22 protein-coding genes and 1 tRNA gene are annotated in these 23,102 nt (G+C 59.6%); 18 read left to right on the top strand and 5 right to left on the bottom strand.

The genetic code is table 11. The annotated features are described in order from the left end of the window. Positions 1-155: 155 nt before the first annotated feature. Positions 156-1,820 carry an electron transfer flavoprotein-ubiquinone oxidoreductase gene (locus tag ACP7CZ_RS17990; protein ID WP_072447290.1) on the bottom strand — a complete coding sequence of 555 codons (1,665 nt, stop codon included), beginning with the start codon at positions 1,818-1,820 and terminating at the stop codon, positions 156-158. A 516-nt stretch (positions 1,821-2,336) separates the two neighbouring features. On the opposite strand from ACP7CZ_RS17990, the gene ACP7CZ_RS17985 reads away from it, so the two are divergent. The 14 genes from ACP7CZ_RS17985 (at position 2,337) to ACP7CZ_RS17920 (ending at position 13,928) form a co-directional block, all read left to right on the top strand. Further along, a complete protein-coding gene (locus ACP7CZ_RS17985; RefSeq protein WP_014719538.1) occupies positions 2,337-3,086 on the top strand; it encodes an electron transfer flavoprotein subunit beta/FixA family protein in 750 nt (249 codons plus the stop codon). Between the two features lie 2 nt (positions 3,087-3,088). After that, positions 3,089-4,018 (top strand): electron transfer flavoprotein subunit alpha/FixB family protein, encoded by a 930-nt coding sequence (locus ACP7CZ_RS17980; RefSeq protein ID WP_294158146.1) that lies wholly within the window; start codon positions 3,089-3,091, stop codon positions 4,016-4,018. A gap of 71 nt (positions 4,019-4,089) precedes the next feature. Then, complete coding sequence (locus ACP7CZ_RS17975; RefSeq protein WP_294158143.1) at positions 4,090-4,905, top strand: substrate-binding periplasmic protein; 816 nt, start codon at positions 4,090-4,092, stop codon at positions 4,903-4,905. Between the two features lie 9 nt (positions 4,906-4,914). Then, positions 4,915-5,277, top strand: coding sequence for a DUF4398 domain-containing protein (locus ACP7CZ_RS17970; RefSeq protein WP_003193475.1), 363 nt, complete (start codon positions 4,915-4,917; stop codon positions 5,275-5,277). Next, positions 5,274-6,086 (top strand): OmpA family protein, encoded by an 813-nt coding sequence (locus ACP7CZ_RS17965; RefSeq protein WP_034126751.1) that lies wholly within the window; start codon positions 5,274-5,276, stop codon positions 6,084-6,086. Before ACP7CZ_RS17970 ends, ACP7CZ_RS17965 begins: the two co-directional genes overlap by 4 nt. A gap of 269 nt (positions 6,087-6,355) precedes the next feature. Next, positions 6,356-7,795 carry a PLP-dependent aminotransferase family protein gene (locus ACP7CZ_RS17960; protein ID WP_003193472.1) on the top strand — a complete coding sequence of 480 codons (1,440 nt, stop codon included), beginning with the start codon at positions 6,356-6,358 and terminating at the stop codon, positions 7,793-7,795. Between the two features lie 93 nt (positions 7,796-7,888). Beyond that, positions 7,889-8,380: a hypothetical protein gene (locus ACP7CZ_RS17955; protein WP_034126752.1), complete on the top strand. Its 492-nt coding sequence runs from the start codon at positions 7,889-7,891 to the stop codon at positions 8,378-8,380. Positions 8,381-8,542: 162 nt separating this feature from the next. After that, positions 8,543-8,797, top strand: a complete 255-nt coding sequence (locus tag ACP7CZ_RS17950; RefSeq protein WP_034126753.1) for a YkgJ family cysteine cluster protein — start codon at positions 8,543-8,545, stop codon at positions 8,795-8,797. Positions 8,798-8,838: 41 nt separating this feature from the next. Further along, positions 8,839-9,444: an START domain-containing protein gene (locus ACP7CZ_RS17945; protein WP_054897213.1), complete on the top strand. Its 606-nt coding sequence runs from the start codon at positions 8,839-8,841 to the stop codon at positions 9,442-9,444. A 103-nt stretch (positions 9,445-9,547) separates the two neighbouring features. Further along, complete coding sequence (locus ACP7CZ_RS17940; RefSeq protein ID WP_054897212.1) at positions 9,548-9,784, top strand: hypothetical protein; 237 nt, start codon at positions 9,548-9,550, stop codon at positions 9,782-9,784. A 213-nt stretch (positions 9,785-9,997) separates the two neighbouring features. After that, positions 9,998-10,339: a ribonuclease E inhibitor RraB gene (locus ACP7CZ_RS17935; protein WP_003193463.1), complete on the top strand. Its 342-nt coding sequence runs from the start codon at positions 9,998-10,000 to the stop codon at positions 10,337-10,339. A gap of 445 nt (positions 10,340-10,784) precedes the next feature. Beyond that, a complete protein-coding gene (locus ACP7CZ_RS17930; RefSeq protein ID WP_294157969.1) occupies positions 10,785-12,194 on the top strand; it encodes a circularly permuted type 2 ATP-grasp protein in 1,410 nt (469 codons plus the stop codon). Positions 12,195-12,198: 4 nt separating this feature from the next. Beyond that, positions 12,199-13,149 (top strand): alpha-E domain-containing protein, encoded by a 951-nt coding sequence (locus ACP7CZ_RS17925; protein WP_034126756.1) that lies wholly within the window; start codon positions 12,199-12,201, stop codon positions 13,147-13,149. Beyond that, complete coding sequence (locus ACP7CZ_RS17920) at positions 13,146-13,928, top strand: transglutaminase family protein (protein WP_054920491.1); 783 nt, start codon at positions 13,146-13,148, stop codon at positions 13,926-13,928. Before ACP7CZ_RS17925 ends, ACP7CZ_RS17920 begins: the two co-directional genes overlap by 4 nt. Positions 13,929-14,099: 171 nt before the next feature. Here ACP7CZ_RS17920 and ACP7CZ_RS17915 read toward each other — a convergent pair whose 3' ends face one another. Continuing rightward, positions 14,100-14,900, bottom strand: coding sequence for a c-type cytochrome (locus tag ACP7CZ_RS17915; protein WP_127881152.1), 801 nt, complete (start codon positions 14,898-14,900; stop codon positions 14,100-14,102). 646 nt (positions 14,901-15,546) lie between these two features. Between ACP7CZ_RS17915 and ACP7CZ_RS17910 the strand changes: the two genes are divergently transcribed. The 3 genes from ACP7CZ_RS17910 to ACP7CZ_RS17900 all read left to right on the top strand — a co-directional run bounded on the left by ACP7CZ_RS17910 (position 15,547) and on the right by ACP7CZ_RS17900 (position 19,844). Next, positions 15,547-16,752, top strand: a complete 1,206-nt coding sequence (locus ACP7CZ_RS17910) for an acetyl-CoA C-acetyltransferase (RefSeq protein WP_034126758.1) — start codon at positions 15,547-15,549, stop codon at positions 16,750-16,752. 16 nt (positions 16,753-16,768) lie between these two features. After that, entirely contained in the window at positions 16,769-18,913 is a 2,145-nt protein-coding gene (locus ACP7CZ_RS17905; protein ID WP_294157960.1) for a 3-hydroxyacyl-CoA dehydrogenase NAD-binding domain-containing protein, read from the top strand. A 205-nt stretch (positions 18,914-19,118) separates the two neighbouring features. Next, complete coding sequence (locus ACP7CZ_RS17900; RefSeq protein ID WP_032901593.1) at positions 19,119-19,844, top strand: amidotransferase; 726 nt, start codon at positions 19,119-19,121, stop codon at positions 19,842-19,844. Here the strand turns inward: ACP7CZ_RS17900 and ACP7CZ_RS17895 are convergent. The 3 genes from ACP7CZ_RS17895 to ACP7CZ_RS17885 form a co-directional block, all read right to left on the bottom strand. After that, positions 19,841-20,812 (bottom strand): magnesium and cobalt transport protein CorA, encoded by a 972-nt coding sequence (locus ACP7CZ_RS17895; RefSeq protein WP_003193449.1) that lies wholly within the window; start codon positions 20,810-20,812, stop codon positions 19,841-19,843. The genes ACP7CZ_RS17900 and ACP7CZ_RS17895 overlap by 4 nt on opposite strands. A 158-nt stretch (positions 20,813-20,970) precedes the next feature. Further along, positions 20,971-21,714 (bottom strand): 1-acylglycerol-3-phosphate O-acyltransferase, encoded by a 744-nt coding sequence (locus ACP7CZ_RS17890; RefSeq protein ID WP_217536536.1) that lies wholly within the window; start codon positions 21,712-21,714, stop codon positions 20,971-20,973. 212 nt (positions 21,715-21,926) lie between these two features. Then, a complete protein-coding gene (locus ACP7CZ_RS17885; protein WP_014719521.1) occupies positions 21,927-22,619 on the bottom strand; it encodes a crotonase/enoyl-CoA hydratase family protein in 693 nt (230 codons plus the stop codon). Between the two features lie 321 nt (positions 22,620-22,940). On the opposite strand from ACP7CZ_RS17885, the gene ACP7CZ_RS17880 reads away from it, so the two are divergent. Then, positions 22,941-23,030 (top strand) — tRNA-Ser (locus ACP7CZ_RS17880). Positions 23,031-23,102: the final 72 nt, after the last annotated feature.

Below are 23,102 nucleotides of genomic sequence, written 5' to 3'. Positions count from 1 at the left end.
CGAGGGAGCTTGCTCCCGCTGGACTGCGTAGCAGTCCCATTTTTGGGGCCGCTTCGCGCCCCAGCGGGAGCAAGCTCCCTCGCCACAGTTACCGATTCTGTCTTAACTGACTGGCATTACCCATTTCGGGAGCCTTTTCTGGTTAAGCGAACTACTTACATATTCGGGTAAGTCGGCCCGCCCGCGCCTTCCGGCGTCACCCAGGTGATGTTCTGCGAGGGGTCCTTGATGTCACAGGTCTTGCAGTGCACGCAGTTCTGGGCGTTGATCTGGAAGCGTTTCTCGCCGTCTTCCTTGGTCACCACTTCATACACGCCTGCCGGGCAGTAGCGCTGCGCCGGTTCATCGTAGAGCGGCAGGTTGGTGCCGATCGGGATGCTTGGGTCTTTGAGCTTCAAGTGGCACGGCTGCTCTTCTTCATGGTTGGTGCCGGAGATGAACACCGAGCTCAGTTTGTCGAAGCTCAGCTTGCCGTCGGGTTTGGGGTAGTCGATCTTCTGGCTGTCTTTGGCCAGCTTCAGGCAGGCGTAGTCCGGTTTGGTGTCGTGCAGGGTGAAAGGGATCTTGCCGCCGAAAATGTTCTGGTCGAGCCAGTTGAAACCGCCGCCGATGATTGCGCCGAACTTGTGCACGGCCGGGCCGAAATTACGGCTGGCGAACAGTTCTTCATACAGCCAGCTGGCTTTGAAGCTGTCGACATATGTGGTCAGCTCATCACCGCCCTCGGATTCGGCAAACAGGCGGTCGGCCACGGCGTCGGCGGCGAGCATGCCGGACTTCATCGCGGTGTGACTGCCTTTGATCTTGGCGAAGTTCAGGGTGCCCAGATCGCAACCGATCAGCGCGCCGCCCTTGAAGACCATCTTCGGCAGCGAATTCAGGCCACCTTTGCAGATCGCGCGGGCGCCGTAGCTGACCCGCTTGCCGCCTTCCAGGTACTGGGCCAGCACCGGGTGGTGCTTGAGGCGCTGGAATTCATCGAACGGCGACAGGAAGGTGTTGCTGTAGGACAGGTCGACGATCAGCCCGACCACCACCTGGTTGTTTTCCAGGTGATAGAGGAACGAGCCACCGGTGTTTTCTGCGCTCATGATGTCCAGCGGCCAACCGGCGGTGTGCACCACCAGGCCCGGCTGGTGCTTGGCTGGGTCGATTTCCCAGATTTCCTTCAGGCCAATGCCGTAGTGCTGGGCGTCGGCGTCGCTGTCCAGGTTGAAGCGCTGGATCAGTTGCTTGCCGATGTGGCCACGGCAACCTTCGGCGAACAGCGTGTACTTGCCACGCAGCTCCATGCCCGGGGTGTACAGGCCGTCTTTTGGCTTGCCTTCACGGTCGACGCCGAGGTCGCCGGTGATGATGCCGCGTACCACGCCGTTCTCGTCGAACAGCGCTTCCTGGGCGGCGAAGCCTGGGTAGATTTCCACGCCGAGGTTCTCGGCCTGCTGGGCCAGCCAGCGGCACAGGTTGCCCAGGGAAATGATGTAGTTGCCTTCGTTGTGCATGGTCTTGGGCACAAAGAAGTCGGGCACCTTGGTGGAGGCTTTCGGGCTGCGCAGTACATAGATGTCATCGCGCACCACGGGCGTGTTGAGCGGGGCGCCGAGTGCTTTCCAGTCCGGGAACAGCTCGTTCAGGGCACGTGGTTCAAACACGGCACCGGAGAGGATATGGGCGCCGACTTCGGAGCCTTTCTCGACCACGCAGACGCTGATTTCCTTACCGGCTTCGGCGGCCTTCTGCTTCAGTCGGCAGGCGGCAGACAGGCCAGCCGGGCCAGCGCCGACGATGACCACGTCGAATTCCATGTATTCGCGTTCCACAGGCTATCTCCTACTCAAGGCTCAACAGGCTTTTTTTTCTAATGGGTGGAGGTTCGGTGTGGTTCTGCGCGAAGGCAGCACCCACCTGTCTCTCTAGGTGGCGCATTATATATAGACCACTGACAGCGTCCAATACAAACGTTTGTTTGAATTGCCTGCAGCCTAGATAAATCAAAGCAACGGGGCTTATGACTGACCATTTTGCCGTATTGACCAGAATAGGTGTTCCGGTCAAGATACGGTCGGTTTTGCGCTTCCCGTAGGCAGACTGCAGGTTTCAAGAGCACGTCCAAAGACAGGCTGAAGGCAATAAAGGTGATGCGCACCCAAACGTTGGAGCGCAGTTTACACGCCGCGATAAAGAATGACCTCTCAGTCACCACTGACGAACGGTCGTCATTTCCCGTGTGCAAGGCCACTGCCGAGGTCTTTGGAGGTGCCCTTGTGTGCCGATGAGCATCAACCGCCAGGTTCGCCTAGGCGACTTTCTTTTCACCGGAGAGTAACGAGGAATCCATGAAGGTTCTTGTAGCTGTCAAACGCGTTGTCGATTACAACGTGAAAGTTCGCGTCAAGGCGGACAATTCCGGCGTCGACCTTGCTAACGTCAAGATGTCGATGAACCCTTTCTGCGAAATCGCTGTGGAAGAAGCCGTACGCCTGAAAGAGAAAGGCGTGGCGACGGAGATCGTCGTGGTGTCCATCGGGCCGACCACTGCCCAAGAGCAGTTGCGTACCGCTCTGGCCCTGGGCGCCGACCGCGCCATTCTGGTGGAGTCCGCTGAAGAGCTGACCTCCCTGGCCGTGGCCAAGCTGCTCAAGGCAGTTGTCGACAAGGAACAGCCACAACTGGTGATCCTAGGCAAACAAGCCATCGACAGCGACAACAACCAGACTGGCCAGATGTTGGCTGCACTGACCGGTTACGGCCAGGGCACCTTCGCTTCGAAAGTCGAAGTGAGCGGCGACAGCGTTGCGGTCACCCGTGAAATCGACGGCGGCGCGCAGACGGTTTCCCTGAAACTGCCGGCCATCGTCACCACCGACCTGCGTTTGAACGAGCCGCGTTATGCGTCCCTGCCAAACATCATGAAAGCCAAGAAGAAGCCTCTGGAGACGCTGACTCCGGACGCGTTGGGCGTTTCCACCGCCTCTACCAACAAGACCGTCAAAGTCGAAGCGCCGGCTGCACGCAGCGCGGGCATCAAGGTCAAGTCGGTGGCTGAACTGGTCGAGAAACTGAAAAACGAAGCGAAGGTGATCTGATCATGACTATCCTCGTAATCGCCGAACACGATAACAAGGTGCTGGCCCCGGCCACCCTGAACACCGTGGCTGCTGCCGCCAAAATCGGTGGTGACATCCACGTCCTGATAGCAGGGCAGGGCGCCGGCGCTGTGGCTGAAGCCGCTGCGAAAATCGCGGGCGTGAGCAAAGTCCTGAACGCTGACAATGCCGCTTACGCGCATCAGCTACCGGAAAATGTTGCACCGCTAGTGGCAGAGTTGGGCAAGAGCTACACCCACATCCTGGCTGCCGCCACCTCCAACGGCAAAAACATCCTGCCACGCGTTGCCGCGCAGCTGGACGTTGACCAGATCTCCGAGATCATCTCGGTAGAAAGCGCCGACACCTTCAAGCGCCCGATCTACGCCGGTAACGCCATCGCTACCGTGCAGTCCAACGCCTCGGTCAAGGTCATCACCGTACGCGCCACCGGTTTCGACCCGGTTGCTGCCGAAGGTGGCTCGGCTGCCGTTGAAGCCGTCTCCGCTGCCCACGACGCTGGCACTTCCAGCTTCGTCGGTGAAGAGCTGGCCAAGTCGGATCGTCCTGAACTGACTGCTGCCAAGATCGTCGTTTCCGGCGGGCGTGGCATGCAGAACGGTGACAACTTCAAACACCTGTACGCCCTGGCCGACAAGCTGGGCGCTGCGGTCGGCGCTTCCCGCGCAGCCGTTGACGCAGGTTTCGTACCCAACGACATGCAGGTCGGCCAGACCGGCAAGATCGTTGCGCCACAGCTGTACATCGCCGTCGGTATCTCCGGCGCGATCCAGCACTTGGCCGGTATGAAAGACTCCAAAGTGATCGTTGCGATCAACAAGGACGAAGAAGCGCCGATCTTCCAGGTCGCCGATTATGGCCTGGTGGCGGACTTGTTCGAAGCGGTACCTGAGTTGGAGAAGCTGGTCTAATCCAGCCGCTTCACTTATAAAGAGCCCGGTCTTATGACCGGGTTTTTTTTACTGATCGGGAGAGTCTTGCCATGGAACTGCGCCCCTGGGCCTTACTGCTAGGCCTTACGCTGCTGCCGAGCCTGACGCTCGCCGCCGGCAAGTGCGAGCGCCTGGTGATCACCGGCAGCCCGGACGCACCGCCTTTACTCTGGCGCGACCCCCAGGACCCTACGCACCTGATCGGCGCGACCGCTGACGTGCTGCAACAAGTGGGCAAGGAGCTCGGGGTGAAAATCGACCTGCTCTACGGCGGCAAACGCTCCCTGGCCCTAGATGAAGCACGCAGCGGGCGCATGGACATTCTCGCCGACGCACCGCTGAACCTGGGTGAACTGGACCACTTCGACTACATCCATCCGGCGCTGATGCAGACCGACTACCTGGTATGGACGCGCAAGGATTCAGCCGTGGTCTATTCCACCGCCGCCGATTTGCACGGCCACAAAGGCGCAGTCTCGCAACGTGCGCGTTTGAGCACGGAGTTCGAATCCTTCGCCAGCCAGCAACTCAACCTGCAACGCCTGCCCAATTTGACGCCGGCTTTCCAGAAACTGTTGCTCGGTGAGGTGGACTACGTGCTGGCTGGGCGCTATTCCGGCATGGCCATGGCCCAGACCCTGGGCATGAGTAATGACCTGGTGGCCCATGAGGTGCCTGTCGATCAGCCTGGCCTGTACCTGGCGATTTCCCACAACTCGGCCTGCAATGATCCTTGGCTTCGCGGACAGCTGACGAAAAAGATGACAGAATTGCCCGCCTCCGGTGCCGCTCAAGCCGCGCTGCAGCGCAATCTGGAGCGTTGGAAAGCGCAACTGCAACAACCTGTCGGCACCCCAACAAAGTAGGGATTTACAGTGATTTTTCGAGCTCTTTTCGCGGCCCTTGCCGTTGTCGCGCTGGCGGGATGCGCAACCGATCCTGCGCCGATCGAACAAATGCGCCTGACCCAGCAAGCCTTGGAACAAGCCACCGCGGTCGGGGCCAACACCGATGAATCCCCCGAACTGAAGCTGGCCGAAGAAAAATTCGCCCGGGCCAAGGGCAACATGGCCGACCAATCCTACAAGCGAGCGCGGATGCGCGCCGAGCAGGCTGAGCTGGACGCACGCCTGGCCGAAGCCAAAGTGCTGACCGGCAAGAGCCAGGAACAATTGAACGTGCTCAATACCCGTATCACTCGCCTGCGTAAGCAGCTGCAGTTGGGAGAAGCACAATGAGCCCGATGATCCGTGGCCTGAGCTGTGTACTGCTGCTGGGCAGCGTGGCCTTGGGCGGCTGTGCGAGCCAACCCACGAGTGAGCAGGCGTTGCAGCAGGCCGGCGATGACTTTCAAAAGGTCAAGGAAGACGCCAACGTGCTGCGCTTCGCGCCCAAGGACGTGATCCGCGCCGGAGAGTCCCTGGCCCGCGCCGATCGCCTGTCCAGCTACTGGGGCAGCGGTTCCGATGTGGTGCATTACGCCTACCTGAGCCAGCGGTACAGCGCCATCGCCCGAGAGCACACCCAGCAGGGCCTGAATGCCGAGCGCGGCACCCAACTGGAGTTGGAACGTCAGCGCCTGCAACTGGCCTTGCGCGAAAACAAGCTGGCCAGCGTGCAACAGCAGGGCAAGTGGGTTGAAGCGCAAATCGCCAGCCTCACCACCCAGACCGACCGTGGCCTGGTGATGACCCTGGGCGACGTACTGTTCGACACCGGCGAAGCGGAGCTGCAGAACTCGGCCAACCGCACGGTGCTCAAGATCGTGCAATTCCTGCAACTGAACCCCAAGCGTCGGGTGCGCATCGAGGGCTACACCGACAACACCGGTGGCGAGCAGGAAAACCTGAAACTGTCCCGCGACCGGGCTCAATCGGTGGCCGACCTGTTGATGGACCTGGGCATCGATGACAAGCGCATCGAAGTCGAGGGCTACGGCGACCAATACCCGGTGGAAGCCAATGCCTCCGAGCGTGGTCGTGCACAGAACCGTCGGGTGGAAATTGTTTTCTCTGACGAGAAGGGCCAATTGGGCGCTGCGCGCTAACAGCTGACGCAGCTCCAAATTGTGGGAGCGGGCTTGCTCGCGAATGCGGTGGCTCAGTACAGGATGTGCTGACTGACACACCGCCTTCGCAAGCAAGCCCGCTCCCACATTTCGTTTCGGCGATGCCCACCCCAGCTCCCCCGGCAGTTTTTACTGTCACTCCTGCCCACGCTCGACTATTGTGGCAACTGTCCCCGTACACTTCTAAACTGTGCCGGTATGTATGTTTCACACAAAAATAAAATGCCCGTGAAATCGAGTGCTGCGTCATGACCAATCTGTTGCTTTACCAACGTATTGCCCAGCAACTGGCTGAGGACATCCGCCGCGGTGTCTACCAACCGGGGGAGCGCGTGCCGTCGGTGCGCAAGATGAGTTCCCAGCTCAATGTGAGCCATGCCACGGTGCTGCAGGCCTACGCCAACCTGGAAGACCAGGGGCTGATTCGGGCGCGGCCGCAGTCGGGCTACTACGTTCACCAGACGCCAGCACTCACGGCGCCTACGCCTGATATCGCACGGGTCGAGCGCCCAGGGTTGGTCACCCGTAGCAGTATCATCCAGCAGGTGCTGGTCGAGTCGCGCCGTGAAGGGGTTTTTCCCCTGGGGGCGGCGGTGCCGAGTGTCGACTACCTGCCGGTGCGGGCATTGCATCAGCAATTGGCCAAGGTCACGCGTTTCCAGAGCCCACGGGCGTTCAGCTACATGTTCAGCCCTGGCTTTGAACCCCTGCGGCGCCAGGTGGCGATCCGCATGCGCGATGCCGGGGTGGTAGTGGACCCTTCCGAAGTGGTGATTACCCACGGCTGTGTCGATGCCTTGCAAATGTCGTTGCGCGTGCTGACGCGCCCTGGCGACCTGATCGCGGCTGAATCACCGACCTATTACGGCTTGCTGCAATTGGCTGATTTGCTGGGCCTCAAGGTGATCGAGATCCCCAGTGACCCTGCCACGGGCATGAGCCTGGAAGCCCTGCAACTGGCCGCCAACCAATGGTCGATCAAGGCGCTGGTGCTGACCACGCGCTTGAGTAACCCGCTGGGCGGCACCATGCCAGAGGAGCGGCAGAAACAGTTGCTGCGCCTGGCGTCGGACTTTGATATCCAGATCGTCGAAGATGATATTTACGGCGAGTTGATGTTCGAACTCGGCCGCACCAAAGCTCTCAAGGCCTACGACCGCCTCGACCGGGTGATCTATTGCTCAAGCTTTTCCAAGACCTTGTCGCCGGGCGTACGCATTGGCTGGATGATTGCCGGTAAATACCAGCAGGAAATCCAGCGCCTGCAGATGTTCAGCACGCATTCGGCATGCAGCGTCACCCAGATGGGCGTCGCGGCCTATCTGGAAAACGGTGGCTACGACCGTCATTTGCGCTACATCCGCCAGGAATACCGCAAGAACCTCAGCGCCTTCCAATTGGCGGTGCAGCAGTATTTCCCCGAGGGCACCCAGATGACCCGCCCGACCGGCGGCTTTATCCTGTGGGTCAGTTTGCCGGGGCGGGTCAATACTCAGGAACTGCATGTGCGTGCCCTGCAACAAGGCATCAGCATTGCGCCAGGGCTGATTTTCAGTAATACCGAACAGTTCAACCACTGTATTCGCCTCAATTGCGGCACGCCGTGGAACCGCGAGGCGGAGAGGGCGTTGATGACCCTGGGAATGCTTGCCAGCCAGCTGTGCCAAGAGGCCGCAGCGGGTTTTTGAGGCGAGCAAAGGGGACAAGACTGATCTGTGCCCTTGTCATGCCGCGCACAACAAGCGAGCATATGGCCTTCTGCCGTTAATGCTGTTGGCGATATGACTTCTATTTTTCGCGTTACGTTGATGCTTGGTCTGCTGAGCCTGTGCAATGCCGGTAGCGTGCTGGCTGCAGCACCGGTGGCTGAAGGCAAGCCTGTTGTCGGTGCCGAGCAAAAGACCTCAGCCAAGCAGCCAACGCCTGCGAAAAAATCCCCTGCCGCGCAAAAAAAAGCCGCTTCGACCAAAAAGCGTGCACCCGTGGCGAGCAAGTCCAAGTCGGCCCATGAGGTCGCCCAGACCAAACTGCCACCGGCACAGTTGGACCTGTCCCTGCCTTCGGACATGGTCAGGCACTTGCAACCCATTGGCACCATGCCCAAGCCCAAGAGCGTGCCTCTGTTGCCGCCGATGTTTGGTGAAAAGCCCACCGACAACAGTGCGTTCCAGATCAACGGCCGCTTGCTCAGCAATGAGATGAAGCTGCAACTGCGTAACGAAGAGCGCCGTGATGTAGAAGGCGCTGCGCTGGATTTCGAATTCAAGCAATAAACTTTCGGTCCACAGGTGACCCAGGTTGCCGACCATCTGTCGCAGACTGGTCGGTCATTTTTGTTTTGTGCGAAAAACTCCTGTTGGCCCATTTTAAAACGGCTGTTTAAGGGCGTACTCTAGCCCGGCCATCCCTATTGAGTCGTCGAGGACCTGCTGGTCATGAAATGCCGTGAAGGCTGTGGCGCCTGCTGCATTGCCCCCTCCATTAGTTCGCCACTACCCGGAATGCCCCAGGGCAAACCCGCTGGCGTCCGTTGCGTGCACCTGTCGGTGGAACAATTGTGCCAGTTGTTCGGTCAACCGCAGCGGCCCGCCGTGTGCAGTGATTTCAAGGCCGATATTGAGGTGTGCGGCAACGACCAGGCCGATGCCATCCGGCTGATCGGCTGGTGGGAGCAGATGACGGCGGCTTGATGGGCTTTACTATCGGAACTTCAACAATAAGGAATACAACGATGGGTTCGCTGAAACGAGTGGCTGTGCTGTGCGGTTTTACGCTGTTGTTTGCGGCCACTGCCCAGGCTGAGGATTGGCAAGTCGCCAAGGACGAAGACGGTATCAAGGTGTCCCTGAGCGAGATTGCCGGTTCCAAGTACAAGGCCTATCGCGGCGTGACCGTGATCAAGGCGCCTTTGGCCAAGGTCCAGGCGCTGCAGGAAGATGTGGTCGGTGCTTGCGCATGGATCCATGAATGCAAATCCCAGAAACTCGTCGACAAGAAAGGCGACGAGGCCTGGACCTACACCCAGTTCAAGGCCCCGTTCCCCGTGACGGACCGCGACTCGTACATCCACGTCACCACCACCAAAGCCGCTGACGGCACCGTCACGCGCAAACTGGAAGGCGTGCCGACCTACAAGCCTGAAGCAAAAGGCTACGTGCGGGTCGCCCAGGTGGAGGGTTTCTGGAAGCTGGTGCCAAAGGGCGATAACCAGACCGAAGTCACCTACCAGGTACACACCGAACCAGGTGGCAGCGTACCTTCGTGGCTGGCCAACAAGTTCGTGGTGGACGCGCCGTTCAACACCTTGAAAGCCTTGAAAGATCACGCTGAAAAATAAGTGCAGTTGATCCGGTGCCTCCGGGCTTGAGCGGAACGTTTTGCGCGCCGCCAAGGTCCAGATACTTGTAAGCCCACCTATGGGTTTTATCGAGGAGGCACCGATGCAAACGTGGCAAATTACCTTCGTTGATGATCACGGTGAAACGTCCGTGCAGCAGTTCACCTGCGAACAAAAGCCCAGCCTCGAAGACGCTGCGCATATGATTCGTGCGAAGCTGGTGCCGATTGCTGCCAAGCTCGATCTCAATGACCTGGAAGGCCGTAAACCCGAGCCGACGGTCAAGATTCTCAAAGACCAGAACAGTATCCAGATTCTCGATATTTCTCCCTCCGTCTAAACATTTTTCACGCGCCACACGAGCACCTCTGGTGGCGGTGATAGCTTCACGCTACTCTGCAATCGAGATCAGCGAATGAATCGCTAAGGTCTGGTCTTGTCAGCTACATGCTTGTTTTCCTGCGGTGATGTTATGCCGTGGTGCCCGCGCCAGCAGGGCGCGGGGCTTCAGGAAGCACGGAAAGTCTATCCATCGGTGTGAGGAGGACGTTTCATGAGCACAGCCTATCAAGAAGACATCAGCACCAACGTACTGCGCCGCATGAAAGAAGGCGGCTTTGATTTCTCGCGCTTTCACCCCATCGAGTTCTACGCCATTTTCCCGGATGAGGAACGGGCGCGCAGGGCTGCGGGTCGATTTCGTGGGGAGTCCCTCAACGCCCAGGTCAGCGCGCGCGACGATGGCGCCTGGTACCTCGAACTGAGCAAAATCATGTTCGCAACCTACGACGGCATAGGAGACTTCGAGCAAGACTTTGAAGCGGTGGTCGAGCCCCTGGGAGGGATCATCGAAGGATGGGGCGTCAAGCAGGAGGTGCGTGGGTTACCCATGTAGTTGGTATTTATGAGCAGCACAGCGTATCGGCTGACCTTTGGGTCGGCCGATTTTGTTTGGGCTACCGTCGCAACGGAAACTGCCGTTTCAGGCGCAAAAAAAAGCCACCCGGATGGGGTGGCGGAAAGGGAAGACCGAGGAGTCATCAGTACACGAGTCAATACGTTACTGAATGTGCAAAGGGTTTGGCTGTAGGACACGTCCTGTTCAACCGATGTGGGCGATTATCCGCATGTGCAGGCGGGCAGTGAAATCAACTCTGACTATGCTCTTGATAGCCAAACACCGCATTGCAACGGAGCGTACGGCGTGGCACAGGCAATTGCGCGCACCAGGACGGTGCGGAAAATCCCCTCGGATTATGCAACTGTTTGATTATAAAGTGTTTATGCCGCTGGCACGGGCCTTGCGAAGGTTCTTGCGTCCGGGTGACAAGGAGTACGGCATGATCCGCACTTATTACGATGAAATGTACGATGGGGCAGGGCAGGTTCGCCCCCATTATCGCGAGTTCGCCCGCTGGTTGGCCGACACCCCTGCCGAACTGCTGGCCCAGCGCCGGCGTGAAGCCGATTTGCTGTTCCACCGCGCCGGCATCACCTTCACCCTCTACGGGGACGAACAAGGCACCGAGCGCCTGATCCCCTTCGATACCATCCCCCGCAGCATTCCGGCGAGTGAATGGCGGGTTGTCGAACGCGGTTGCATCCAGCGGGTCAAGGCGCTGAACCTGTTCCTCACCGACCTGTACCACGACCAACGCATCATCAAGGCCGGCATCATCCCCGCCGAGCAGGTATTGGCCAACGAGCAATACCAACTGGCAATGCGGGGCCTGGACTTGCACCGCGATATCTATTCGCACATCTCCGGGGTGGACCTCGTACGCGATGGCGACGGCACGTACTACGTGCTCGAAGACAACCTGCGCACGCCCAGCGGTGTCAGCTACATGCTCGAAGACCGCAAGATGATGATGCGTCTGTTCCCCGAGTTGTTCGCGGCCCAACGCATCGCGCCCATCGACCATTACCCCAACCTGCTGCTCGACACCCTCAAAAGCGCCAGCCCCCAGGATAACCCCAGTGTGGTGGTACTGACGCCCGGGCGTTTCAATAGCGCGTTCTTCGAACATGCCTTCCTGGCTCGGGAAATGGGTGTGGAGTTGGTGGAAGGCGCGGATTTGTTCGTGCGCGATGACCGTGTGTTCATGCGCACCACCGATGGGCCCAAGGCTGTCGATGTGATCTACCGTCGCCTCGATGATGCATTTCTAGATCCCTTGGCATTCAACCCCGACTCGATGCTCGGTGTACCTGGCCTGCTCGCCGCCTACCGGTGCGGCAATGTGGTGCTTGCCAACGCCATTGGCACCGGAGTCGCGGACGACAAATCGGTTTACCCGTTCGTCACCGAGATGATCCGCTTCTACCTCGATGAAGAGCCGATCCTGCAGAACGTTCCGACTTTTCAATGCCGTAAGCCTGACGAGTTGTCCCACGTACTGGCCAACCTGCCCGACCTGGTGGTCAAGGAAACCCAGGGCTCCGGTGGTTACGGCATGCTGGTTGGCCCGGCGTCTACAACCGCAGAAATCGAAGCGTTCCGGGCGCGTATCAAGGCCAAGCCACACGCCTATATCGCGCAGCCGACCCTGTGCTTGTCCACCTGCCCGACATTTGTCGAAAACGGCATCGCCCCGCGCCATATCGACCTGCGCCCCTTCGTGTTGTCCGGCAAGGACACCCGCGTGGTGCCGGGTGGCCTGACCCGTGTGGCGCTGCGCGAAGGCTCGCTGGTGGTCAACTCGTCCCAGGGCGGCGGAACCAAAGACACCTGGGTGGTCGAGGACTGATGCCATGTTGAGTAGAACTGCCTCGGATTTGTACTGGATGTCACGCTACCTGGAACGTGCCGAAAACCTCGCACGCATGCTCGATGTCAGCTATTCGCTGTCGCTGATGCCCCAGGACGGGCGCGGCGATGGCCTGCACGAATTGGCCATGCCGCTGTTGATCACCGGCACTCTGGACGATTACCACGAGCGCCATGGCCCATTGCACGCTGAACGCTTGCTGCACTTTTTTGCCTTGGACGCGGCCAACCCGGCGAGCATCTACAGCTGTCTGGGTGCGGCGCGGGCCAGCGCCCATGCGGTACGTGGGCGGATCACCGCCGACATGTGGGAAAACATCAACGCCACCTGGCTGGACATTCGCGATATCGCCCAGCAGGGGCTCAGCCATTACGGCATGAGCCGGTTTTGTGAGTGGGTCAAGGAGCGTTCCCATCTGTTTCGGGGCGCCACGTACGGCACCATCATGCGCAACGATGCCTTCCGCTTTATCCGCCTGGGCACTTTTATTGAGCGTGCCGATAACACCCTGCGCCTGCTGGATGCCCGCTACGAAATGGCCGGCGAACAGGCGGCGGCGGTCAGCGATGGTACGGCTCACGCGTATTACCAATGGAGTGCGTTGCTGCGCGCTCTGTCGTCGTTCGAGGCGTACACCGAGATTTATCGCGATGCGCCGGGCGCTCGGCAAGTGGCCGAACTGCTGCTCTTACGCGCGGATGTGCCGCGTTCGCTGCGTGCTTGCAGCGAAGAGATCGACCAGATCCTCGCGAGCCTGCCAGGCCTCAATGGTCGCCCGGCCCAGCGCCTGGCCGCCGAGATGGATGCGCGCCTGCGCTTTACCGCCATCGACGAAATCCTCGAGGAAGGCCTGCATGCCTGGCTGACCGACTTTATCCCCTTGGTCCGCCAGTTGGGCGACGCCATCTACAGTTCCTACCTGGAGGCGGCATGAGACTCTCCATCAGCCACGACACTACCTACCACTACGAAGACCAGGTGCGCGCCAGCATCCAGTACCTGCGCCTGACCCCTCATGACAGCGAGCGCCAGCACGTGCTGAGCTGGCAACTCGACCTTCCACGCCCCGTGCGGGCGCAGGTGGACCCGTTCGGTAACATCCTGCATGTGCTTACGCTGGACGAGCCCCATGACGCCATCATCATTGGCGCCCGGGGCGTGGTGGAGATCGATGAATTGCGCGAGGCCGAACACGAAAGCCAGTCTGCCTTTCCGTTCCTGCGCTCCACGCGCCTCACCGAGCCCGACGACGCCCTGCGCGGGTTTGCCGAGCAAAACTGCCATCAGCGTCGCGACCGCACGGCGCTTATCGACCTGATGCAGGCGCTGAACCACACCATGGTCTACACCCCCGGCGCGACTGACGTCGATACCTGCGCCGCCCAAGCCTTCGCAGGGGCCGCTGGGGTGTGCCAGGACCATACCCATGCGTTCCTGGCCTGCGCACGTAGCCTGGGGATCCCGGCGCGGTATGTGTCGGGGTATTTGTACACCGAAGACAGCGCGCACCTGGCCAGTCATGCCTGGGCCGAAGCCTGGCTGGATGACGCCTGGTACAGCTTTGACGTGACCAACCAACTGGCCCGGCCGGAGCGGCACTTGAAGCTGGCCGTCGGCCTGGACTACCTCGACGCCTGTCCGGTACGCGGCATGCGCCGTGGCGGTGGGCATGAGCAGATGCACGCCAAGGTATTCGTGGCGCCGCAGCAATGACCGATAACTGTCGGAGCAAGCTTGCTTGATCGTTCCCACGCTCTGCGTGGGAATGCAGCCCAGGACGCTCCGCGTCCCATAGCGTGACGCAGAGCATCACAAGAGGCGTTACCACGCAGAGCGTGGGAACGATCGACGGTGCTCTCAGGCTTTTCGCGAGCAAGCTCGCCCCTACAACTTGCGGCCCGCCATATGCCGCAGATACCCCACCAGCAAGTCCAACTCATTGTCTGGCAATACAATGGCTGTAAACGCCGGCATCTTCGCCTGTGGCCAATGCCTCAAGCTTTGCGGGTCGCGGATGTAACGCTTGAGAAAATCGCCGCTGAAATACTCGGTGGGGTTGTAGGGCACATTCAAGTCCGGCCCCATCTGGGCATCACCGCCGCCATTGAGGCGATGGCACGCCAGGCAGTTCTTCTGGAACAACGCGAAGCCTTGGTTGATCGGGTCGTTCGCCGCCAGCTTAGGGTCGGGCAATAACGCCGGGAAACGCTCGCCAACCGTCTGCAACTGTTTGAACCTGGAGACCTGGAACGGCCACTGTTCCGGGCTGATACGTCCGGCTTGAGGGTTGGTCCAGACAAGATAGAACGGTCCGGCGCTGGGCTTGCCCTGTGCCAGTGGTGGCCATGGATGGGCCGGGTCTTCCACGGCCAGCCAGGCGCGGGCGCCGTTTTTTTCCAGCAACGGAGCGGCGGCAAGTTCGGCGGCAAAACCATCAAGGGCAACGGCTTGCAGGTGGTTCGCAGATTTAAGGCCCGGCAAGAGCACCGCGAGGGGCACCGCACGATAGGTCATGTTGCGCTTGTAGGACACATCATCAACGATCTGCACCGTCTGAGCGTCGGGGTGCTTGAGCAGCTCGGCGGTCTCCCAGGTTTTGTGGGTGTGGTCCAACTCGATGGTCAACTGTGCCGCCGCCGCAGGCAGGCTCAGCAGCAGGGCAAAAAGGGCGAGGATCGGTTTCAAGGCACAGGCCCGTTGCGAGAGAGTGAGGCGCACACGATAACGGAAAACGGCAGGTAAAAAGACAGCCCCTGCAACAGGAGCGCTAAGCGCAATGTCCTGGCAGGTGCTGCCAAAAGCTGCAGGCCTGGTGCGGTGTGTGCACGGAAGCTGGGAGTGTCACCCAATAACCTTGGTTAAATTGGGCAAGATCAGAATCAAGGTGGTGGCGAACAGGATAAGTCCCGCCTGACGTACTTTCGATTGTTTGAACATGGCTGACTGCCTTTTCTTTTGTTGTTATTCCTGAGCGTCAAATGCGTGCCGTTGAAGTCAGTATCGCGAGGTGACGTTGCACTTTTCTTACAGCTGCTCCAGCAAAACCCGGCAGCAGCGTCTTACAGATTCAACCTTAGAGCGCCCGTTCTTTCTGGCTTAGACTCATTTCATATCAGCTAAGAAGTATTTGCGCTAAAAACGGCATGAGGCTTATTGCCATCTTGGCGCCAGCCCTAGGGCTAGACAGCTAAAACGATTAATCAGGCATTTCCCGTAGGTACCTACCGTTCGTCCGAGCGAGGGGGTCAAAAGCAATGAGCGCATCCGTCATTGAAACCGTGTCAATCGGGCCTAAGGTAGGGGCACACACCCACAGCGGTTCGAGGATGTCATGACCCAAGCTTTGATCTTTGATGCGATACGCACGCCCCGGGGTAAAGGCAAGGCCGACGGTGCCCTGCACAGCGTCAAGCCGGTAAACCTGGTGGCCGGCTTGCTCACGGCGCTGGCGCAGCGCAGCGACCTCGACACCCGCCAAGTGGATGACATCGTCCTTGGCTGCGTCACCCCCGTGGGCGACCAGGGCGCCGATATCGCCAAGACCGCCGCACTGGTGGCCGACTGGGATGTCAGTGTTGCCGGTGTGCAGGTCAATCGTTTCTGCGCGTCGGGCCTGGAGGCGGTGAACCTGGGGGCGATGAAGGTGCGTTCCGGCTTCGAAGACCTGGTGGTTGTTGGCGGCGTCGAATCCATGTCCCGCGTGCCCATGGGCAGCGATGGCGGCGCATGGGTGCTCGACCCGCAAACCAATATGCACAGCCACTTCACGCCCCAAGGCATTGGCGCCGACCTGATCGCCACCCTGGAAGGCTTCACGCGCCAGGATGTCGACACCTTTGCCCTACAGTCCCAGCAGAAAGCCGCCAGGGCGCGGGCAGACGGTTCCTTCAATAAGTCGCTGATCGCGGTGCACGACCAGAACGGCATCGTGCTGTTGGACCATGACGAATTTATCCGCGGCGACTCAACCCTCGAGGGCTTGGGCAAGCTCAAGCCGAGCTTCGAAATGATGGGGCAGATGGGCTTCGACGCCACCGCGTTGCGGGTCTACAGCCACGTGGAGCGCATCCACCATGTGCACACGCCGGGCAACAGTTCCGGGATCGTGGATGGCGCCGCGCTCATGCTGATCGGCTCCGAGGCCAAAGGCCGCGAGCTGGGCCTGCAACCGCGGGCGCGTATTGTCGCCACGGCGGTGACCAGCACCGACCCGACCATCATGCTCACCGGCCCCGCGCCGGCCACTCGCAAAGCACTGGCCAAAGCCGGCCTGCGGGTTGAAGACATCGACCTGTTCGAAGTCAACGAAGCCTTTGCTTCGGTCGTGCTCAAGTTCATCAAGGACATGGGCATCGACACCGCACGGGTCAATGTCAACGGTGGCTCCATCGCCATGGGCCACCCCTTGGGCGCCACCGGCTGCGCGATTCTCGGCACCTTGCTCGACGAACTCGAGGTGCGCCAGCAACGCTACGGCCTGGCCACCTTGTGTGTCGGCGGTGGCATGGGGATCGCCACCATTATCGAACGCCTCTGAGCCTAAGGAATTTGTCATGACCGATGCCATTCGTTACGAAAAAGGCCAGGACCAGATCGTGGTACTGACCCTGGACATGCCCGGCCAGAGCGCCAACACCATGAACGCCGCCTACCGTGAAGCCATGGCGGCCACCCTCGCGCGCCTGGAAGCGGAAAAGGACGAGATCGCCGGGGTGGTGATCACCTCGGCCAAGAAAACTTTTTTTGCCGGGGGCGACCTCAATGAGCTGATCAAGGTCGATAAAGCCCATGCCAAGTCGTTCTACGACAGTGTCTTGGTATTGAAAGCGCAATTACGCCGCCTGGAAACCCTCGGCAAACCGGTGGTGGCCGCAATCAATGGCGCGGCCCTGGGCGGTGGTTGGGAAATTTGCCTGGCTTGCCATCACCGGGTCGCGCTGGACGACAAGTCCGTGCAGTTGGGTTTGCCGGAAGTCACCCTTGGCCTGTTGCCCGGGGGCGGCGGCGTGGTGCGTATGGTGCGCATGCTTGGCCTGGAAAAAGCCTTGCCGTATTTGCTCGAAGGCAAAAAGGTGCGGCCCGCCCAGGCCCTGCAAGCGGGCTTGATTGATGAGTTGGCGGCGGATCGCGAGGCATTGCTGGCCCAAGCCCGTGCCTGGATTCTGGCTAATCCGCAGGTCAGGCAACCCTGGGACAACAAGGGCTACGCGATTCCCGGCGGCACGCCGTCCCACCCTAAAGTCGCGCAGATGCTCGCCATTGCGCCGTCGATCTTGCGTAGCAAGACCCAGGGCTGCTTCCCCGCGCCGGAGAAAATCCTCTGTGCTGCAGTCGAGGGCGCCCAAGTGGACTTCGACACCGCACACCTGATCGAAACCCGTTACTTCACCGAACTGGTGACCGGGCAAGTAGCGAAGAACATGATCGGCACCTTCTGGTTCCAGCTCAATCAAATCAATGCCGGCAGCTCGCGACCGCAGGGTTTTGCGCCTTATGTAACGCGCAAAGTCGGCGTGCTCGGCGCCGGGATGATGGGCGCGGGCATCGCCTATGTCAGTGCCTGTGCGGGTATCGAGGTGGTGCTCAAAGACATCACCCTGGCCGCCGCCGAAAAAGGCAAAGCTCATTCGGCCGCATTGCTGGACAAGAAAGTCAGCCGTGGGCAATTGACCGCCGAACAGCGCGAAACCACCCTGGCGCGCATTCATCCTACGCAGGATGACGCCGACCTGGCCGGCTGCGACCTGATCATCGAAGCCGTATTCGAAGACCGCGCACTCAAGGCCAAGGTCTCGGCCACAGCGCAAAGCGTGGTGGGGGCCGACGCGGTGATCGCCTCCAACACCTCCACCTTGCCCATCAGCGGCCTGGCCACGGCGGTGCCTGATCAAGCCAAGTTCATCGGCCTGCACTTCTTCAGCCCCGTGGACAAGATGCCCTTGGTGGAAATCATCAAGGGGGCGCGCACCAGCGACGAAACCCTGGCCCGAGGTTTTGACTTCGTACTCCAAATCAAGAAAACCCCGATTGTGGTCAACGACAGTCGCGGTTTCTTTACCTCGCGAGTATTCGGCACCTTTACCAACGAAGGCATCGCCATGCTCGGCGAAGGCGTGGCGGCGCCGATGATCGAGACCGAAGCGCGCAAGGCCGGCATGCCAGTGGGGCCGCTGGCGGTGTCCGATGAAGTGTCCCTCAGCCTGATGAGCCATATCCGACAGCAAACGGCCAAGGACCTGCAGGCCGAAGGCAAGGCTATGCCGAACCATCCGGCGACGGCGGTGATTGATCTGTTGGTGAACGAATACAAGCGCACGGGCAAGGCGGCCGGCGGTGGTTTTTACGACTATCCCGCTGGCGGCCAGAAGCACCTGTGGCCTGAGCTGAAAAACCGGTTCGAACAGCCCGGCAAGCAAATCTCCCCCCAGGATGTGCGTGACCGCTTGCTGTTTATCCAAGCCATCGAAACCGTGCGCTGTGTGGAGGAGGGCGTGTTGATGTCCACGGCGGATGCCAACGTCGGTTCAATCTTCGGCATCGGTTTTGCCGCTTGGAGTGGCGGCGCGTTGCAGTTTATCAACCAGTACGGGCTGAACGACTTCATCGCCCGCGCCCGCTACCTCGCCGAGGAGTACGGGGAGCGCTTCTCGCCACCGGCGTTATTACTGGAAAAAGCCGCAAAAGGCGCGCTGTTTTAGACGTTCCACTGTAGGAGCGAGCTTGCTCGCGAAGAACGCACAGGCAACGCTTTTATCCAGGCCACCTGCGTTATCGTTGACGTTTTTCGCGAGCTAGCTCGCTCCTACAGGGAGTGTGGGCGGCCATTGAGGGCTTGCTTTGGGGAGGTATTTCAAGGCAGGCTCTGGGTGTGCAATATTCCCATCGCCGTGTCAGGTATTTTTTATGTCGCTACGCGTCTGCATCCTGGAAACCGATATTCTGCGTCCCGCTTTGATCGATGAGTACCAAGGCTATGGGCAGATGTTCAAGCGCCTGTTCGCCAAGCAACCGATAGCCGCCGAGTTTGTGGTCTACAACGTGGTGCAAGGCGAGTACCCGCCGGATGACGAAGTGTTTGACGCGTACCTGATCACCGGCAGCAAGGCCGATTCGTTCGGTACCGACCCTTGGATCCAGACGCTCAAAACCTACCTGCTCACGCGTTATGAGCGCGGCGACAAGCTGCTGGGCGTGTGCTTCGGTCATCAGTTGCTCGCGCTGCTGCTGGGCGGCAAGGCCGAACGTGCCAGCCAGGGCTGGGGCATGGGCACCCACGCCTACAAACTGGATGCCAAGACGCCATGGATGAGCCCCGAGGTGCCGCAGCTGACGCTATTGATCAGCCACCAGGACCAAGTCACCACCTTGCCAGAAAACGCCACCGTGATCGCCTCGAGCGAATTCTGCCCGTTTGCCGCGTATCACATTGGCGACCAGGTGCTGTGCTTCCAGGGCCATCCGGAGTTTGTTCACGACTATTCCCGTGAGTTGCTGGAAATACTTCAGACAACCCTGGGTGAAAAGGTCTACAGCAACGGCGTGGCCAGCCTGGAGCGCGACCACCACGGCGTGACCGTGGCGGAGTGGATGATGCGCTTTGTGGCGCACCAGCCTGAAGCCAAGGCTTAAAGCCAGCCCGAACGCTTGAAGCTGGCCCATAAACCGGTACAGCCCAAGGTAATAAAACCGAGCACCGCAAAATAGCCGTAGTGCCATTGCAGCTCGGGCATGTTCTGAAAGTTCATCCCGTAAATCCCCGCCACCGCCGTGGGGAACGCCAGGATCGCCGCCCACGCGGCGAACTTGCGCTGCACCACGCTCTGGCGCGACGCCTCCAGCAACACACCGATCTCGATGGTCTGGCTGGCAATGTCGCGCAGGGTGGTGAGGTCTTCCATTTGCCGCGTCACGTGGATTTGCACATCACGGAAATACGGGCGCATGTTCTTGTCGATAAACGGGAAGCTCAGCTTCTGCAACTCCTGGCTGATCTCCACCATTGGCGCCACGTGCCGCTTGAGCCGTAACACATCGCGGCGCAGGCCGTGGAGGTGCTGGATATCGCGCTCGTTGAGCGAACTGCACAGCACGTTACGCTCCAACTCATCAATCTCGGCGTGGATCGCCTCGCTCACCGGCTGGTAGTTTTCAGTGACAAAATCCAGCAACGCATAGAGTACGAAATCTTCCCCATGCTCCAGCAACAACGGGCGCGCCTCACAGCGTTGGCGCACAAAGCCGTAGGACGCCGAGTGACCGTTGCGTGCGGTTATGATGTAGCCGTTGCCGGCAAAAATATGGGTTTCGATAAACTCCAGCTTGCCGTTCTCGCGCACCGGTGAGTAGGTGACGATAAACAGCGCGTCGCCGAAGGTTTCCAGCTTCGGGCGGCTGTGTTTTTCCATGGCGTCTTCAATCGCCAGCTCGTGCAGGTTGAACTGGCGTTGCAGGTTGTTCAGTTCCTGGGCGCTGGGTTCTTCCAGGCCGATCCACACAAAGTGCCCAGGTTTGGCGGCCCAGGCCGCGCCTTCATCGAGAGTGATATCCGAGACTTTCTTACCGGCGCTGTAGACGGCAGCCGCAACAACTCTACCCATGGTGCTGATCACTTCTTATCAAGAGGACAGATGTTGGGCAGCTTAGCCTGAATGGCGTTCCGTTGTTGCTCACCGACATTGCCCACTCCCCTGTAGGAGCGAGCTTGCTCGCGAAAATCGTCAACGATAACGCAGCGCCATCAGGTGACCCGCGTCGCTTATACGTTTTTCGCGAGCAAGCTCGCTCCTACAAGCTCACGGTCCATCTGCGCGATGCATTCATCCATCTGCGTCTGACACGTCAGCAGCAACTGAGGGATGTCATCCACCGTCAACCCACAGGTAGGAATCGGCGGCAACGAGCGTATCAGCACACTGCCGCTGTCCCAACGATTGAGCTTCATCTGCGTCACGTAATTGCTGACACACACCTGCACGATAGGCACACCGGCCGCAATCGCCATATGGAACGCGCCTTTCTTGAACGGCAACAACCCTTTGCCCAGGTTGCGCGTACCTTCCGGGAACACCCAGATTGACGTGTCCTCATGCTGCAAGGTATGCGTGGTCGTCAGCATCGCACGCCGGGCCTTGTGCGCATTGCCACGGTCGATCAGCACATTGCCCGCCAGCCAGAACAACTGGCCGAACAGTGGTACCCATTTCAGGCTTTTCTTGGCGATGCAGACCGTGCGGTGGGGCACTACATTGCCGAACACAAACAAATCGTAATTGGACTGATGGTTGGCGATCACCACGCAGGTACCGGGCTTGTCGCGCAGCGAGTCGACGTCGGTCTTCACGTTCAAGCCCAAGATCCGCATGGCCGGCAACGCATAGAGGCGAGCGCAGAGACGGCTGTTGTCCGGGTTGAACGGCCTGCACACACCGACCAGCACACCCAGCACGCCAGCGATCATAAAATGCAGGCCCATCAACAACATACGCAACAGAAAAAGCATCGACACGGCCCATAGGGACAAAAGGTGGCGCAGTGTACGGATGTGCACTGTATTCGGCAATTGCCCCTACAGACGTAGGAAATAGCCGATGTTTAAGCGCATGTTTCCACATGAGCCGATAACGGCTAGCTAGAGCGGCTACGGACGTTTCACATTTATAGGTAAGAAAAAGCCCGACTCAAGGTCGGGCTCAGGCACAGCAGGTGTAGGACTTAGCTCAGGCTATGGCCCTGATCCTGGATGATTGCATCGTCCAGGGCTTCGAGCAGCGCGCGGCGTACTTTCAACTTGGTGTGCTTGTGGGCGTTCATATTGATCTTCTTCAGCTGCCGCGCTGCTTCCAGTGCTGCAGCGTGCAGTTCTTCGGGTGCCACCACTTTGTCGAGGAAACCGGCGTGCAAGGCGCCTTGCGGATCAAACATCTCGGCATTGATCACCGAACGCTGAAACGCCGACTTACGCAGGCGATCCCGCGCCAACTCGATACCGGCATGGTGCATGGTCATGCCAATCGCCACTTCATTCAGACCAATGCTGAACGGGCCTTCGACGCCAATCCGATAATCGGCCGACAACAACAGGAACGCGCCTTTGGCCACCGCATGGCCAGGGCAGGCCACGATCACCGGGAACGGATGCGCCAACATCCGCCGCGCCAGGGTCGAACCCGAGGTCACCAGGCTGATTGCCTCTTTAGGGCCAGCGGTCATCACCTTCAAATCATAACCACCCGACAAGATCCCCGGCGTGCCCGTGATGATCACCACTGCCCGATCCTTCTCGGCCTGATCCAGCGCCGCATTAAACTCACTGACCACCGCCGGAGAAATGGCATTCACCTTGCCGTTGCTCAGGGTCAGGGTCGCGATACCGTCTTCGAAGTGGTAGGCAATCAACTCACTCATGACGCGGTTCCTTGTAGGGCTTGTTATAGAGGTAGATGCGCAGACGTTACTCACCACGCCCCCGCGGGTAAAGCGCCGTGACTGACTACCCAGTCAGGCTTTTCCTGTATCCCCAAGGGTAGACACCGCGGAGCAGGGCGCAGCAAGCGCTCCAGACGCGTGCCGCCGCTGCCTGAGAATGGCACAATCACCACCCCTTGCCGGACGGTGAATGGCATAACGGTCTAACCGCATGAAAATTCTGAAAAAAACCTTTGCCATCAGAAAGGCTTTCGACTACATTAGCGCGCCTCGACAGACTGAACTGGTTTGACGAGATACGGTGAAGTGTCCGAGTGGCTTAAGGAGCACGCCTGGAAAGTGTGTATACAAGAAATTGTATCGAGAGTTCGAATCTCTCCTTCACCGCCACATTAAGTAAACACAAACCCCTGGTTTTCCTAGAGAAAGCCGGGGGTTTGTGGTTTTTGACGCCCGAAAAAT

It is taken from the genome of Pseudomonas sp. DWP2-2, assembly GCF_049897065.1.
GTDB classification, from domain to species: domain Bacteria; phylum Pseudomonadota; class Gammaproteobacteria; order Pseudomonadales; family Pseudomonadaceae; genus Aquipseudomonas; species Aquipseudomonas paracarnis.
The sequence above is the reverse complement of the archived record's forward strand: the minus strand, read 5'-3'. Positions and strand labels throughout refer to the sequence as shown.

What these genes read in the sequence shown, in the direction of transcription:
- ACP7CZ_RS17925 (WP_034126756.1), top strand. Translation starts at nt 12,199, where the DNA reads ATGTTGAGTAGAACTGCCTCGGATTTGTACTGGATGTCACGCTACCTG.
- ACP7CZ_RS17910 (WP_034126758.1), top strand. Translation starts at nt 15,547, where the DNA reads ATGACCCAAGCTTTGATCTTTGATGCGATACGCACGCCCCGGGGTAAA.
- ACP7CZ_RS17975 (WP_294158143.1), top strand. Translation starts at nt 4,090, where the DNA reads ATGGAACTGCGCCCCTGGGCCTTACTGCTAGGCCTTACGCTGCTGCCG.
- ACP7CZ_RS17905 (WP_294157960.1), top strand. Translation starts at nt 16,769, where the DNA reads ATGACCGATGCCATTCGTTACGAAAAAGGCCAGGACCAGATCGTGGTA.
- ACP7CZ_RS17950 (WP_034126753.1), top strand. Translation starts at nt 8,543, where the DNA reads ATGAAATGCCGTGAAGGCTGTGGCGCCTGCTGCATTGCCCCCTCCATT.
- ACP7CZ_RS17885 (WP_014719521.1), bottom strand. Translation starts at nt 22,619, where the DNA reads ATGAGTGAGTTGATTGCCTACCACTTCGAAGACGGTATCGCGACCCTG.
- ACP7CZ_RS17930 (WP_294157969.1), top strand. Translation starts at nt 10,785, where the DNA reads ATGATCCGCACTTATTACGATGAAATGTACGATGGGGCAGGGCAGGTT.
- ACP7CZ_RS17980 (WP_294158146.1), top strand. Translation starts at nt 3,089, where the DNA reads ATGACTATCCTCGTAATCGCCGAACACGATAACAAGGTGCTGGCCCCG.
- ACP7CZ_RS17935 (WP_003193463.1), top strand. Translation starts at nt 9,998, where the DNA reads ATGAGCACAGCCTATCAAGAAGACATCAGCACCAACGTACTGCGCCGC.
- ACP7CZ_RS17895 (WP_003193449.1), bottom strand. Translation starts at nt 20,812, where the DNA reads ATGGGTAGAGTTGTTGCGGCTGCCGTCTACAGCGCCGGTAAGAAAGTC.
- ACP7CZ_RS17940 (WP_054897212.1), top strand. Translation starts at nt 9,548, where the DNA reads ATGCAAACGTGGCAAATTACCTTCGTTGATGATCACGGTGAAACGTCC.
- ACP7CZ_RS17985 (WP_014719538.1), top strand. Translation starts at nt 2,337, where the DNA reads ATGAAGGTTCTTGTAGCTGTCAAACGCGTTGTCGATTACAACGTGAAA.
- ACP7CZ_RS17920 (WP_054920491.1), top strand. Translation starts at nt 13,146, where the DNA reads ATGAGACTCTCCATCAGCCACGACACTACCTACCACTACGAAGACCAG.
- ACP7CZ_RS17890 (WP_217536536.1), bottom strand. Translation starts at nt 21,714, where the DNA reads ATGCTTTTTCTGTTGCGTATGTTGTTGATGGGCCTGCATTTTATGATC.
- ACP7CZ_RS17945 (WP_054897213.1), top strand. Translation starts at nt 8,839, where the DNA reads ATGGGTTCGCTGAAACGAGTGGCTGTGCTGTGCGGTTTTACGCTGTTG.
- ACP7CZ_RS17965 (WP_034126751.1), top strand. Translation starts at nt 5,274, where the DNA reads ATGAGCCCGATGATCCGTGGCCTGAGCTGTGTACTGCTGCTGGGCAGC.
- ACP7CZ_RS17900 (WP_032901593.1), top strand. Translation starts at nt 19,119, where the DNA reads ATGTCGCTACGCGTCTGCATCCTGGAAACCGATATTCTGCGTCCCGCT.
- ACP7CZ_RS17960 (WP_003193472.1), top strand. Translation starts at nt 6,356, where the DNA reads ATGACCAATCTGTTGCTTTACCAACGTATTGCCCAGCAACTGGCTGAG.
- ACP7CZ_RS17955 (WP_034126752.1), top strand. Translation starts at nt 7,889, where the DNA reads ATGACTTCTATTTTTCGCGTTACGTTGATGCTTGGTCTGCTGAGCCTG.